Raw genomic sequence first — 14122 nt, 5'->3', positions numbered from 1 at the left:
ATACGGCCAGATAAATTCATATTGAGCAAAAGTCGGGGCTGATCCCGAACAAGCCGCCTCAGACGGCTTCGCGCAGCTGTTCGGCAGTCTGCAAGTCCACCGACACAAGCTGCGATACACCCTGTTCGGCCATGGTGACACCGAAGAGGCGGTTCATGCGCGCCATGGTGATGGGATTGTGGGTGATGATGACGAAGCGGGTCTCCGTCGAGGCCACCATCTCGTCCATCAGGTTGCAGTAGCGCTCGACATTGTGGTCGTCGAGCGGGGCATCCACCTCGTCCAGCACGCAGATCGGCGCGGGATTGGTGAGGAAGACGGCAAAGATCAGCGCCATGGCTGTCAGCGCCTGCTCGCCGCCGGAAAGCAATGTCATGGTCTGTGGTTTTTTGCCCGGCGGACGGGCGAGAATTTCCAGCCCCGCCTCCAGTGGATCGTCGGATTCGATCAGCTGCAATTCGGCCGTGCCACCGCCGAACAGATGAGTAAACAGTCGCTGGAACTGCGAATTGACCACGTCAAAGGCGGCGATCAGCCGCTCACGGCCCTCGCGGTTGAGGTTCTGGATGCCGGCCCGCAGCTTGCGCACGGCATCGATGATATCGTCGCGCTCCTTGATGAGCGCCTCGAGCTTGGCGGAAAGCTCGGCCTGCTCTTCCTCGGCACGCAGATTGACCGCGCCAAGCCTTTCGCGTTCGATCTTCAGCCGGTCGAGATCCCGCTCGACATCGCGAATATCGGGCTTCGGCTGGTCCGGGCCAAGGCCGGTCAGGCGCAGGGCCATATGCGGCTCGGTATTCAGTGTTTCGCGGATGCGGTGTTCAGTCTCCTGCCGCTTTTCGCGGGCGGAAACCAGACGTTCTTCGGCACGGCCGCGTTTTTCGCGGGCTTCGGCCAGTTCGGAAAGCGCCGTTGCGGCCACCCGGTCTGCGGCACGCTGCAGGTTTTCCGCCTCGGCCAGCCGGTCGGCGGCGTCGCGGCGGGCGTCCTCGGTCTTCTGCAATTCATTGAGGAGGTTGCGGCGTTTCTCGTCGAACTCCTCTGGCGCAATATCAAGCTCGGCGATTTCCTCGCGCGCCTCTTCCTCACGTTCGCGCAGCGTGGCGATGTGATCGGCCGCACTTGCCGCCCGTGACTGCCAGGTGGAACGCTCCTGCCCGATTGCCTGTATTCTGCGCTGGCGGCTTTCCGCCTCGCGGCTCACGCCCTCGTGGCGGGCGCGGGCTTCCGCCAGAAGGCCGCGGTCAGTCGCGACTTCGAGCTGGCTTTCGCGCAGCTTGAGATCGAGCACGGAAAGATCCGGCGCGTCTTCTATCTCAATACGGGCGTTTTCTTCCTGGACGGCGATTTCGTCGATCTGCGCGCCGATCTGATTCAGAGCTTCGGAAACGATATCCCGGCGGCGCAAAAGATCGCCCGAGGCACGTTCGGCTGATGTCAGCGCCTCGCGTGCTTCGGCAAACTGACGGGTCGCGAGCCGGCTCCGGTCGCGCACGTCCGAAAGCTGCAATTCGCTGCTTCTGATGGCCTCGGTTTTCGCGGCAAGCTGATCTTCGGCCTCTTCCAGAATGGAGCGGGCCTCATCCAGTTCGGTCTCGATTTCGGCGAGGCGGTTCTTCTGCGACAGGCGAAGTGCTGCAGCACCCGGTGCATCGGCGCTGGCGATGTGGCCGTCCCAGCGGAACAGGGCGCCTTCGCGCGTTACCAGCCGCTGGCCGGCTTTGAGTGAAGGCAACAGGCGCCGGGCTTCCGATAGGTCTGCAACGACGCCGATCTGTGCAAGGGCACGTCTAAGCGCATCGGGTGCCTGCGCATAATCCAGAAGCGGTTTGACACCCTGCGGCAGGGCGGGATCGCCAGCACCGTCGCCATTGCCGCCCCAATAGGCAGGTGCTGCGGCATCGAGCGGGCTTTCGAGGTCATCGCCAAGCGCCGCGCCAAGTGCGGCCTCATAACCGCGCTCCACCGTCATTTCTTCCGCCACCGGCGTGAAACTACCATTGGCAGCGGCACTGGAGGCGAGGATTTTGGTGATGGTGCGCGCTTCCGTATCCAGCGCGTTCAGCCGATTCTTCGCCGTTTCCAGTGGCCCGCGCGCCAGCGCTTCGGCGGAACGTGCCTCGGCAACGGCGGCCTCGGCCTCCTCCGCCACGATCAACGCGTCTTCGACTGCGATCTCAGCCGCCTCGACCGCTTCACGCCGTTCTGCGGGGTCGGGAAGGCCGGAGAGTTTTTCGTCGACGGCCTCGATCTCGGCGGATGCCTCCTGCGATTGCCGTTCGAGCCTTAGTTTGCGGTCGGAAAGATCACGGATCGCCCGCTCCAGTTGCTGACGGCCGGCAGCCGCCTCGGCGCGCTCGGCGGTGATGGCGGTGAAGATGGCTTCGCTTTCCGCCAGCTTGACGGCCGCAGCTTCGAAGGCTTCGCGCATTTCGTCGGCATGGCGGCCGGAATCGGACAGGATTTCGAGGAGTTCGGCCTCTTCCTCATCCAGCCGCGCCAGTATCTGGGCATTGTCGGAGACAAGCCGTTCCTCGCGGACGATGTCCTCGCCAAGCTGCGACAGACGGCGCGCCAGCTCGTCGCGGCGGCGAAGCAGGCGGTTCGCCTCGTCATCCAGCTGGGTGCGGGCAATCTGCAGGCGTTGCAGGGCGGCGGCAACGCGGGCCTCGTCCTCGCGCAGTTCCGGCAGTTTCAGGCTGGCAATGCCCTGCTGCTTGGCCGCTTCCATCTGCCCTTGCGCCTTTTCGGCGACGATGTTGGTCGCCTGATTAAGCGCGCTTTCCGCCTCGCCTTCGGCTTCCTTCGCCTCCACCCAGCGGATGTGCAGCAGGGTCGCCTCGCGGGCGCGGATATCGGCGGACAGCATCTTGAAACGGTTGGCCTGCCGCGCCTGGCGTTTGAGGCTTTCGATCTGGCTTTCCAGCTGGGCGGTCACATCCTCCAGCCGCTCCAGATTGGTCTCGGCGGCGCGCAGGCGAAGCTCGGCCTCGTGGCGGCGGGAATGCAGGCCGGAAATGCCGGCCGCCTCTTCCAGCAGCTGGCGGCGGGCCTGCGGCTTGGCATTGATGAGTTCGCCGATACGGCCCTGCCCCACCATGGAGGGCGAGCGCGCGCCGGTGGAGGCATCCGCAAACAGCAACTGCACATCCTTGGCGCGGGCTTCCTTGCCGTTGATGCGGTAGACCGAGCCGTTTTCGCGCTCGATGCGCCGCGTCACCTGAATTTCATCGGCATCGTTGAAGGCGGCGGGGGCGGTGCGGTCGGAATTGTCGAGATAGAGGCCAACTTCGGCGGTGTTGCGGGCTGGCCGATTGCCGGAACCGGAGAAGATCACGTCATCCATGCCGGAGGCGCGCATGTTCTTGTAGGAGTTTTCGCCCATCACCCAGCGAAGCGCTTCCACCAGATTGGACTTGCCGCAGCCATTCGGGCCGACGACACCGGTGAGCCCCGGCTCGATGATGAATTCGGAAGGTTCAACGAAGGATTTGAAACCGACAACGCGCAGCTTGTTGAACTTCATGCCGTCATGCTCCGGCCGCAAGACAGGCAATAAAAAACGGGCGAACGGAAGTATCCGCCGCCCGTTTCTTTCAGGGTTCGGCGATCAGAGCAGCTTGTCGATGACAGCCGACATGTTTTCAACCGACATGTCTCCCGCGTATTTCTTGCCGTTGATGATGAAAGTCGGCGTGGAGTTGATGCCGAATTCCGTCGCACCGCGTTGCATGGTTGCGTTCACATCATCCAGAAGTTTCTGGTTCGTCAAGCAGGCCTCGAAAGACTCCTGTGAGAAACCGGCCATTTTCGACAATTGCAGCAGGGCGGCGCGCGCATCCTGGGCTACAGCCCAGCTCTGCTGCTGCTTGAACAGCATGGAAACGAAGGGGAAATACTGGCCTTCAGGGGCGCAGCGCGCCAGCATGAAGGCGGCAGCAGCGCGCGGATCGAACGGGAATTCGCGCAGCACGAAATAGACCTTGCCGGTATCAATGTATTTTTTCTTGATCTCTTCGAAGGTCTTGTTGTGGAAGTTGGCGCAGTGCGGGCAGGTCATCGACATGTATTCGACGATCTTGACGGGTGCGTTGGCATCACCGAGCGCTGCTTCCGGCAGCGGGCCGGGCTTCATCACCGCAGCCATATCCACATCGCCAGTGGATTCAGGCAATTCCTGCGCCTCGGCAATACCGGGCGTGAAGGCAAACGGCAGGGCCGCAGCAACGGCAGCAAGGGCAACACCGCCGAGAAGGCCGCGACGGGAAATGGTCAGTTCGGGAAAATGCATGAAAGCACCTGTTGGTAATAGACTCTATTGTCTGTTGATTCCGATATAGCGACGGCCTGTTCATCACAAGCGGGGTTTTGAACTCTTCTTGTCAAAGAATTGTGACCAGTCAAGGACAGCGCCTTTCATCAAATCGTCCTGCGCGGCGGCTTTTTCTGCAACACCGCCGTGCCAAGCCGCTCCACCGCCTTGCGCAGCGCTTCGCTCTCGATGCCTTGCATCATGTCATCGAGACGTTTTGCCGCATCACCGCGCAGCGGCGGCGGTTTTCTTTTGCGGGCAATGGTTTGCGAAACCGGCTTCTGCACGATCCGGATCTGGCGCACCGCCGGAAAGCCGAAAAAACCGTTGATGCGAGCGATGAGTTCGCCCTGTGCATGGGTGAGAAACAAGGCGCGCGCGCCTTCGCAGGCGATGGTCAGCACGCCGGGCTGATAACCGCCGCGATCCGGCCCCTCATCGCGGCGCGGCCAGGTGATCTTTTCCGGCCGGGTGCAATCGGCGAAGTCATCGCCCGCGATCTCGTCCCAGGAGCCGAGCAATGCCGTGTTGATGCCCGCCCGCTTCGACAGCACGGGATCCATGATGCCGTTGGCGACTTCGGCGATCTGTACGACGCCCTTGCGGAACGAATCTGCAGGTTTCTTCATGCTCTCCTCGACAGAGGCAAACGACCTCAAGCGGTCGCGCCGTCGTCACCTTCTTCGCCGCGCAACAGCGCACGGAATCGTCGCCAGTCCCGGCGGGCGCCCAAGCGTATCATTCCCGCCACCCAACATCCAAAGAGGAAATAGCCCGCAGCCAAAATCTTCAGATGAAGGATGCCCGGCTTATCCGAGATAAAAGCAATCACCAACATGCAGGCCAGAACGACGAACAGATATATCCACAGGCCATGGCAAAAAATCGCCCAGAAACCCGATTCAAAAATCCGAAAACGGCGTGACGGTTTTTCCCGCGTCATTTCCAGCTCACGAATGTGCCGGATTACCCGCGCCGTCACCAGGGCGACCCCGTTCTGCGTGCCAAAGCACAGCCGACTGATGCGGTTCAGCAGGCTGATGATCAGGCACAATGCGAGAAGAGCTCCGACAATATGAAGGAGCGGTTGGGGTATGTTTTCCAGCAGCGCGTTCGGCATGGGTTGGTCCTCCTGAAACGGATGGTGGGTCTCGATGTGATGGCGTTCACCGCCGGATGCCGTTTTCCGCCTCGCCACGACAGGGCGCTGTTGCAGATTGCCGCGCCGTCTCTATGTTCAGCGGCGATGAACACATATGCGCGACAACAAATATCACATCCGACGGCGAAACAACTTCTGGCATGGTACGACCGGCACCATCGCGAGCTGCCATGGCGCACGTCTCCGGCCATGGCGGCACAGGGAAAACGCGCCGATCCCTATCACGTCTGGCTGTCGGAGGTGATGCTGCAGCAGACGACGGTGCAGGCGGTCAAACCCTATTTCCTGAAGTTTCTCGCCGCCTGGCCGACCGTCAGCGATCTGGCGGCGGCACCGGTCGAAGACGTCATGGCGGCATGGGCAGGGCTTGGTTATTATGCCCGCGCCCGCAACCTCAAGAAATGCGCGGAAGCCGTGGCGCGCGACCATGGCGGCATTTTTCCAGACAGCGAGGCAGGCCTGAAAGAGCTGCCCGGCATCGGCGATTATACCGCCGCCGCCGTGGCGGCCATCGCGTTTAACCGGCAGGCGGCAGTGATGGACGGCAATGTGGAGCGCGTCATTTCCCGGCTCTTCGTCATAGACGCTCCTTTGCCCGGTTCCAAACCGGCCATGAAAGCGAAGGTGGCCGCGCTCACGCCAGCCGACCGACCCGGTGATTTCGCCCAGGCGATGATGGATCTCGGCGCGACGATCTGCACGCCGAAGCGGCCGGCCTGCGCACTCTGTCCGTTCAATGGCGCCTGTCTGGCGCTTGCGCGTGACGAGCCGGAGCGTTTTCCGGTGAAGGCGGCGAAGAAGGCCAAACCCGTGCGGCTCGGCGCGGCCTTCGTGGCGGTGAATTCGAGCGGCGAAATCCTGCTGCGGCGGCGCATCGAAAGCGGGCTTCTCGGCGGCATGACCGAGGTGCCGACAACGGCGTGGACCGCCCGTGTGGATGGCGGCACGGAGGCGAGCCACGCGCCGTTTGCCGCCGGCTGGCAGGCGGCGGGCGTCATCGTGCATGTCTTCACCCATTTCGAACTGCGGCTCACCGTCTATCGCGCGCAGGTGCCGGATAGCCTCAAAACCGGCCCGGATGACGGATGGTGGGAGCCGGTTACAAATCTTGACGCGCAGGCGCTGCCAACGGTGATGAAAAAAGTCATCATCCAAGCTATTCCATCCGCGTATCGGCCCGAAAATCAAAATTGATTTTCGACAGGGACGATGCAACTCAAAGATTTAGAGCGTTTGAAAGACGCGCTGATGTTCGATGAAAGCAGGAAGTTTCGATGACCAAGATTGAGCATATCGTATTCGACATCGGCAAGGTGCTGATCCATTACGATCCGCATATTCCCTATAGCCGCCTCATTCCCGATGCCGACGAGCGCAAATGGTTCTTCGAGAATGTCTGCACCCATGACTGGAACCTCGAACAGGATCGCGGTCGCCGCTGGGAGGATGCCGAAGCGCTGTTGCTGGAGCAATTTCCCGAGCGGGAAGAGCATATTCGCGCCTTCCGCAAGTTCTGGCACGAAATGGTCTCGCATTCCTATGACGAGAGCGTCGCGATCATGGTTGGCCTGATCGACGCCGGTCACGACGTGACGATGCTGACCAACTTCGCTTCCGACACCTTTCGTGAAGCGCAGAAGATGTTCCCCTTCCTCACCCTGCCGCGCGGCGTGACGGTCTCCGGCGATGTGAAGCTCCTGAAGCCTGACGTGGCGATCTACGATCTGCACGCAAAGGAATTCGGCCTCAACCCCGCGGCCAGCATCTTCATCGACGATACGCTGGCGAACGTGGAGGGCGCAAAGCAGGCCGGCTGGCAGGCGGTGCACTTCACCGGCGCGGAAAAGCTGCGGCAGGATCTGCGGGATTATGGGGTGGATGTCTGAAAATAACAGAACGGGCAGCTCCGATGGAGTTGCCCGTTCCTTGCAATTTTACCGGAAAACCGGGGTTCAGCCCTGTGCGAAGGGCACGGCGACATAGGTCTGCGAATCGCCGCGCTGGATGAGCAGCAGAACGGATTTGCGACCCGCCTTGCCCGCCTGCGCAATGGCCGCCTTGGCATCACCCGCCGATTTCACCGCCGTCTGATTGACTGAAACGATCACGTCGCCTGCCTGCAAACCAGCCTCGGCGGCGGGTTTGGAGGGTGTCACGCTTTCGACGATCGTGCCCTTTTCATTCTGCGGGAGATTGAGGGCTTCACGGATCGCCGGGGTGATATCCGCCAGTCCGATACCGATCATTGGCAGGGCTTGCGATGAGGCATCGCCCTTCTGCTGGCCATTGTCAGGGGATGCCTGTGCGCTCTGGCCATCATTGCCACCCACGGTGAGAAGCAGGTCGCGGGTCTCGCCCTGACGCCAGACCGTGACGTGTTCCTTCTGGCCCGGCGACAGATCTGCGACCATGCGCGACAGATCGCGCGGGGACTTGATCGTCTGTCCGCCGAGCGCGGTAATCACGTCGCCGGTCCTGATGCCGGCGCGGCCTGCAGGTGTGCTCGTTTCCACCTTGGCGACCAGCGCGCCTTCCGGCGTGGCAAGGCCGATGGCGTTGGCCACGTCAGGGGTCACCGGCTGTATCTGAACGCCAATGAAGCCGTGATGGATCGACCCATCCTTCATGAGGCGGACGACGACATTCTGCGCCTGATCGGAGGGAATGGCGAAACCGACACCGACGCTGCCGCCATTCGGCGAATAGATCGCCGTGTTGATGCCGACGACCTTGCCTTCGACATCGACCAGCGGACCACCGGAATTGCCGTGATTGATCGGCGCGTCGATCTGGATGAAATCGTCATAGGGTCCGCTGTGCAGGTCACGCCCGCGGGCCGAGACGATACCGGCCGTGACCGTGGTACCTATGCCGAACGGATTGCCGATCGCCAATATCTGATCGCCGGCCTTCAGCCTGTCGGAATCTCCCCAGGAAATCACTGCCAGAGGCTTGGAAGCGGTGATCTTGAGGACGGCCAGATCCGATTTCGGATCGGCGCCAACAAGCGTGGCGGGAAGCTCCGTGCCGTCATCCAGCGTCACCTTGATGGAGGTGGCATTGTCGATGACGTGATTATTGGTGACGATATAGCCGTCCGGCGAGATGATGAAGCCGGAACCCAGTGCTTCCGCGGTCTGGGATTGGCGCTGCTGCGGCTGCTGTTGCGGCAGGGGAATGCCCTGCTCGCCGAAGAACTGCCGAAACTGCTGGTCGAACGGCGTGGTGTCATCGGTCGCCTGTTCCTGCGTTTTCATTTCGGTGGTGACGGTCACCACCGCCGGCTTGTCGGCGGCAACGATCCCGGCGAAGGAACCGCCCGACGTCACCGGGCCGGGGACGGCCGATAATCCGGCCTGGGCAAAAGCGGGTGTGTTATGCAGAAAGACGGGCAGCACAAGCGGTGCGGCGACAAAGGCTGCGCCAAGCAAAGCTGCAATGCGATATCTGCGTAGAATGCCGGACATGACGTTTCTCCTTTGTGAGGACATGCGCAGCCGAAACCGCGCCGTCGCTATACGATGCCCTTCCGGCAACCAGATCCCGGCTGCGCATAAGATGGGCAATGCCAAATCCTCGTGCATCCCGATGGGGACGCACGGTGCCTTGTGTTACATGTCTCTAGAAAATCGGCAGGTTTTCCCTACCGGGCCCTGGAGTTAGGAGGGCGGGTCTCACCGGCGCACCCTCCTGATGCTTTGCTTTCTGAGGGGAAGTCCGATCCTCGGAAACGAGGATCGAAACGTCCCGGTCAGCTCATGCGCACGATGTTCCGATCAAGCTGCCGGACTTCACCTTGAAGCGTGGCGAATGTCTTGAATGGAATGCCGCCGCGATGCATGTCGGCTGTTCTCAAGGCCTGCGTGCGTATGCCCGCGGCCTCTTTTTCCAACTTGCTGAAAGAGCTGGCCGTCAGCTTGCCCTGCTGACGTTCGAGATCGATCCGGTGATCGGCGACGCGCACTTCATTCAGAACGCGGGCCAGATGATGTGGTCCCTGATAGCTGTAGCTCATCGGAGGGGCATTATAATAGCCGGTGGCAAGGTCACCCCAGTCGACATAGTTGTCGGACTTGAAGAAACCCCGATCACGGTCACCATGGAAACCGCCGCCCCGGTCGCTGTCATGGAAACCGTGGGCCCCGTCACTGTGCTCCCCACCATGACCGCCACCGTGACCACCGTGCTCGGCCGCGAACGCGCCGCCCGAGGCAACTGCCAGAATGAAGGATGCTATTGTGACTGTTTTTAAAAGCGAGCGCATGGCACGCCTCCTTGTTCATCACAGGCAATGGCCCGCGAATCCGGCTGTCTCGCATCGTCGCGTCGCGATCGTTTTTGGTCGCCGGCGACACTCAGCCTGGAAGAATATGTACTCCCCGCCATGTGTAGCGTCACGTTAATCTTCCGTAACGCGCCGGACATCTATTGTTAAGACTTGGTCACCAGAGCACATCCTGACTAAACGGAATCAGAGGCGTGCTTTATTGCCCTGTTCTCATGATTTTTTTGGACGTAGAGCCGTTATCTGGGGGCGCCGGAAAGCTTGGGGGAACCCCAAAAAGAAAATTGGCGCAGGCGGAAATGGCGGTCTCCGGCCTGCGCCAGTCCTGCCGCAAGCGGCATGGGACAGCAGTGTTTTCGTGATCTGTCCGAACCGGATTTCCACAACCACTGCTTTGACCCAGACAGTATGGGCCGTCTCTTGCGCGAAACTTGTCTGGCTAAAGTTTTATATTCGAAAATACCAACGCCCGACACCAGGGTGCCGGGCGTTGGTCGTTCTCCATCCGGGACTGAAGGTACTAAACCGGACAGAGACGTATTCTGACAAGGGCGGGCGGTGGATCGTCCGTCTTCAGCCTTTTGGGCTTTCGACTATTCGGCCTTTGCCATTTCACTGCGAATGATGGTTCTGAGATCATCGATCGGCTTCAGTTCGTCGCCGTCCTCGAAATGCCAGAACGTCCATCCGTTGCATGCGTCTAGACCCTGCACCTTCGCGCCTAAGCGGTGAATGGAGCCGGCGGTCCCGCCGGATGCCAGGGTACCATCCGCACGAATAATGGCGCTATAACGGCGTCTTGCATCCGTCAGAACCTGGCCGGGGCGGACGAGGCCGCTTTCGACCAGCGTGTTGAAGGCAACGCGCGGTTCGGCCTTCTTGCCGGTCATGACGGTCAGTTCGGCCTTGCCGAGCGGCTCGACGGCGGCGATGCGGGCGGATGCCGCGTCGATATAATCCTGCTCGCGCTCGATGCCGACGAAGTGGCGGCCGAGGCGTTTTGCGACAGCACCCGTGGTGCCGGAACCGAAGAACGGGTCGAGCACGATGTCACCCGGCTTGGTGGACGCCATGATGATGCGCGCCAGCAGGGCTTCCGGCTTCTGAGTGGGATGTACCTTCTTGCCGTCCTCGCCCTTCAGCCGCTCATGGCCGCTGCAGATCGGGAACAGCCAGTCGGAGCGCATCTGCACATCGTCGTTGGAGGCCTTCAGTGCATCGTAGTTGAAGGTGTAGCTTTTGGCTTTCGGATCACGGCTTGCCCAGATCATGGTCTCATGGGCGTTCTGGAAACGGCGGCCCTTGAAATTGGGCATGGGGTTGGTCTTGCGCCAGACGATATCGTTGAGGATCCAGAAATCGAGGTTCTGGAGCATGGCGCCGACGCGGAAGATATTGTGGTAGGAGCCGATGACCCAGATGGTGCCGTTCGGTTTCAGCACGCGGCGGCAGGCGAGCAGCCAGGCGCGGGTGAAGGCGTCATAGGCATCGAAGGAGGCGAACTGGTCCCATTCGTCATCGACGGCATCAACCAGCGACTGATCGGGTCGGTGAAGCGTGCCGCCAAGCTGGAGATTATAGGGCGGGTCGGCGAAAATCGCATCCACCGACTGGCTCGGGAGGGCATCCAAGGCAGCGACACAATCACCTTTGATGATGCTGTCTTTCCAGGCGTCACTCTCGCCCGCACGATCAAAACCGGCACGCCGAAAATCGGCCAGCGGAAAAACTGCTGCCATTGGTACTCGCTCCATACGCTTACTCTCTACTGATGCTTATGGTTACCGAAGATGGTTATCAAAGCCTGAACAAGTCACGGAAAACGCAAAATAAATGGCTGTAGCGGCCGCGATGTGGGATTTGCGGCGACCGGCGGGGAACCCGAAGCGGCGCAAAAACGTTGTGCACAACGGGTTAGTCTGTCGCGCAGTTCGACGCGGCAGGAAGACGGCAATGGCAAGGGGTGATCCGCAATGGGGTCGATGATGAAAATGGCTTCTTTTTCCGTAAATGTCGCATGTGCTGCGCTTGTCGTTGCGGCGCTGCCGTCGCCATTGCGGGCGCAGGCGCCCTCGGCGCAATTTAACGTGGTGACGGATGCGGTGCTGTTTAATGGCGGCCCCTCGCTTGGCAACAGCAACAAGGTGCGTTGGGATTTCTACAAGACCGACCGGGCTGGAGCGCGAACCGACGAGAATGCCGGCGGCTCCTATGACGCCACCTTCGAGGCAAAACTGCCGGCCGGCAAATATGTCGGTGTTGCGGCGCTGGGCAATGTGTCCCGCGAAATTGCCTTCGAGGTGAAGGATGGCAGCGTCGCAAGGCCGAAGGTGAATTTCGATGCGGCGGAACTGACTGTCGTGCCGAAACGTAGCCCCGATGGCGATGTGGAAACTCAGGCGAAAACCGAAATCACCAAGGGCGATTTCAAGGACAGCGTCTATGGCCAGAATGCCGTCTTCGTGCCGGCGGGCGAGATTGTTCTCACCGGCAGCATCGGTCCGGCGCGGGTGCAGGAAACACTTGCCGTCAAGGCGGGCGAAACGATCAGCCACGACCTTGTCATCCCGAGCGGCGTGGTGATTGCCAAGGCGGTTTATGCCCAGGGCGGCAAAGCGGTTGAAACCGACGACATTCGTTTCGAGGCGATGTCAGCCAAGGAAACCCTTGATGGCACGCGCCAGACCATCAACGGCATTTACGGCACGGGCAAGATGATGGAAATGCCGGCAGGCGATTTCGTCATGCGGGCCCGTCTGGGCAAGGTGACGGTGGAGCAACCTTTCACGGTGACCGCCGGAAAACGCTCGGAAATCACCCTTGATCTCGATGCGGGCGTTCTCGCCATCACCGCCCCCGGTGCGGAGCGGATCGATATCGTCGAGATCACCAAGGATCTGCAGGGCACGCAGAAGGAAATTTCCGGTCGCTACGGCACACAGCATCAGGAAACGCTGCATCCCGGCGATTATTCGGTGAAGGTGAGCTACGACAAGAAATCCGGGCGAGACCCGAAGGAGATCAAGGCAACGGTGAAGGCGGCAGAGCGGACCGAGACTAATGTGCCGGAGTAAGCCCTCTCACCTCACTCCTGTGCCTTTCACAGGAGTGAGGAAAGAGAAGGCGTCACAATTTCCGGCCATCCGACCCATATTTGGGACTGAGCATCGGATGCTTCGAGAAACGCGCCGCATCCTTCGGCACTGTCTGCAACGGCTCCCCTATCTTCACCCCGGCAAAGCCTGATGCTGCGATACGGTCGCAAAGCCTTATCCACTGGCAACCACGACAGGCCTGCCGGATGTCTCCGGCGGCGAAGGCGAGACGCATTCTTGCAAGAAAGTCCGGCGTTGCCCGCAGTCGTTTTCCGGGGGCAAGCGTCTCGTTCAAGAGCGTCGACACTGAACCCCGCGCCGCCTCGTCCCGCTGCACCACGCCTTCGTTAAAACAGTGCGCATGGCTTTCGCAAAGCAGGCCGGTGCAGATATCATCCGGTCCATCCACCAGCTCGATATCCTCGTCGCCTGTATTCAGCCGGGCGGCGACGCGGTCGTAATTTTCGACGAAGCCGGAAGTATAGCCCTTGCCGACATAGGTCAGCATACACAGAAGATGGTGGGGGCGGAGCCGGACAGTCAAGCGCCGCCGCCTATCCGACAATCGCGAAGGCGTCGCGCACCGAGCCGGACGAGGTGCGGATCGCCTTGCGGCCGATCCATTGCACATGTCCGTCGAGAATGCGTACCGCCTCCTCTGCCCTGCCGCCGCGCAGCGCATCGATGATTGCACGGTGGTCAGTATCGGTGCGGCGCTCCCAGCCGGCCCGCCAGGCGGAAAACAGGAAACGGGCGCTTGCCGCATGCAGGCCGTCGATCGCCTCCATCAGGCGCGGCATGTTGCAGGGTGCCGTGATGAGGCGATGGAAGCGGCGATTGGCCTCTTCCCAGTGCTGCACGTCAACGGCGCTATCACCTTCCAGCGTCGCCGCCTCGGCCTGATCGAGAATGGCTGACGTCATGTTGGGAATGGCGTGGCGCAGCGCCAGAACCTCAAGGGCGGCGCGCATTTCCGCCACTTCGCGCACATCGTCAAGGCCGAAATCCGCCACCCGGACACCCCGGCGCGGAATGCTGGCGGCCAGCCCCTGCGCTTCCAACCGGCGAAACGCCTCGCGAACCGGCACATGCGACGCGCCGAATTCGGCGGCGATGTGATCCTGCCGCAGCCGTTCACCCGGCGACAGTTCACCGCGGACGATGCGGTCGGCGAGCGTCCGGCTGATGCGTGCGGCAATGGTGTCTTCAGGTGCGGTTTTTACTGGCTTGGGCATAATATCCCATAACGCATATGCCGCGCGACTGTG

At 61.2% G+C, this 14122-nt stretch carries 12 protein-coding genes; 3 read left to right on the top strand and 9 right to left on the bottom strand.

Annotated features, from left to right (window positions below):
* Positions 1 to 58 precede the first annotated feature (58 nt).
* The 4 genes from PL640_RS03505 to PL640_RS03490 form a co-directional block, all read right to left on the bottom strand.
* Positions 59 to 3526 carry a chromosome segregation SMC family protein gene (locus PL640_RS03505; protein ID WP_271360797.1) on the bottom strand — a complete coding sequence of 1156 codons (3468 nt, stop codon included), beginning with the start codon at positions 3524 to 3526 and terminating at the stop codon, positions 59 to 61.
* An 84-nt stretch (positions 3527 to 3610) separates the two neighbouring features.
* A complete protein-coding gene (locus PL640_RS03500) occupies positions 3611 to 4291 on the bottom strand; it encodes a DsbA family protein (protein ID WP_142839252.1) in 681 nt (226 codons plus the stop codon).
* Positions 4292 to 4419: 128 nt separating this feature from the next.
* A complete protein-coding gene (locus PL640_RS03495; RefSeq protein ID WP_142839251.1) occupies positions 4420 to 4941 on the bottom strand; it encodes a DUF721 domain-containing protein in 522 nt (173 codons plus the stop codon).
* A gap of 26 nt (positions 4942 to 4967) precedes the next feature.
* On the bottom strand, positions 4968 to 5432 hold the full coding sequence (locus PL640_RS03490) for a hypothetical protein (protein WP_271360796.1): 465 nt from the start codon (positions 5430 to 5432) through the stop codon (positions 4968 to 4970).
* A 126-nt stretch (positions 5433 to 5558) separates the two neighbouring features.
* On the opposite strand from PL640_RS03490, the gene mutY reads away from it, so the two are divergent.
* Positions 5559 to 6668 (top strand): A/G-specific adenine glycosylase, encoded by a 1110-nt coding sequence (mutY, locus tag PL640_RS03485; RefSeq protein WP_271361448.1) that lies wholly within the window; start codon positions 5559 to 5561, stop codon positions 6666 to 6668.
* Positions 6669 to 6748: 80 nt separating this feature from the next.
* Positions 6749 to 7360 (top strand): HAD family hydrolase, encoded by a 612-nt coding sequence (locus PL640_RS03480; protein WP_271360795.1) that lies wholly within the window; start codon positions 6749 to 6751, stop codon positions 7358 to 7360.
* A 66-nt stretch (positions 7361 to 7426) separates the two neighbouring features.
* Here the strand turns inward: PL640_RS03480 and PL640_RS03475 are convergent, their stop codons facing one another.
* The 3 genes from PL640_RS03475 to PL640_RS03465 form a co-directional block, all read right to left on the bottom strand.
* Positions 7427 to 8941, bottom strand: coding sequence for a DegQ family serine endoprotease (locus PL640_RS03475; protein ID WP_271360794.1), 1515 nt, complete (start codon positions 8939 to 8941; stop codon positions 7427 to 7429).
* A 284-nt stretch (positions 8942 to 9225) separates the two neighbouring features.
* Positions 9226 to 9738: a hypothetical protein gene (locus PL640_RS03470; protein WP_271360793.1), complete on the bottom strand. Its 513-nt coding sequence runs from the start codon at positions 9736 to 9738 to the stop codon at positions 9226 to 9228.
* Positions 9739 to 10352: 614 nt separating this feature from the next.
* Positions 10353 to 11498 carry a site-specific DNA-methyltransferase gene (locus tag PL640_RS03465; protein WP_142839247.1) on the bottom strand — a complete coding sequence of 382 codons (1146 nt, stop codon included), beginning with the start codon at positions 11496 to 11498 and terminating at the stop codon, positions 10353 to 10355.
* 234 nt (positions 11499 to 11732) lie between these two features.
* On the opposite strand from PL640_RS03465, the gene PL640_RS03460 reads away from it, so the two are divergent.
* Positions 11733 to 12833: a hypothetical protein gene (locus PL640_RS03460; protein ID WP_271360792.1), complete on the top strand. Its 1101-nt coding sequence runs from the start codon at positions 11733 to 11735 to the stop codon at positions 12831 to 12833.
* Positions 12834 to 12885: 52 nt separating this feature from the next.
* Here PL640_RS03460 and PL640_RS03455 read toward each other — a convergent pair whose 3' ends face one another.
* Both PL640_RS03455 and PL640_RS03450 read right to left on the bottom strand, forming a co-directional pair.
* Positions 12886 to 13362, bottom strand: a complete 477-nt coding sequence (locus PL640_RS03455; protein ID WP_271361447.1) for a DUF1284 domain-containing protein — start codon at positions 13360 to 13362, stop codon at positions 12886 to 12888.
* A gap of 46 nt (positions 13363 to 13408) precedes the next feature.
* Complete coding sequence (locus PL640_RS03450; RefSeq protein ID WP_269698546.1) at positions 13409 to 14089, bottom strand: GntR family transcriptional regulator; 681 nt, start codon at positions 14087 to 14089, stop codon at positions 13409 to 13411.
* Positions 14090 to 14122: the final 33 nt, after the last annotated feature.

The organism is Agrobacterium sp. ST15.16.024, from assembly GCF_027956545.1.
Lineage (GTDB): Bacteria > Pseudomonadota > Alphaproteobacteria > Rhizobiales > Rhizobiaceae > Agrobacterium > Agrobacterium cucumeris.
This window is presented reverse-complemented; position numbering and strand designations above follow the sequence as displayed.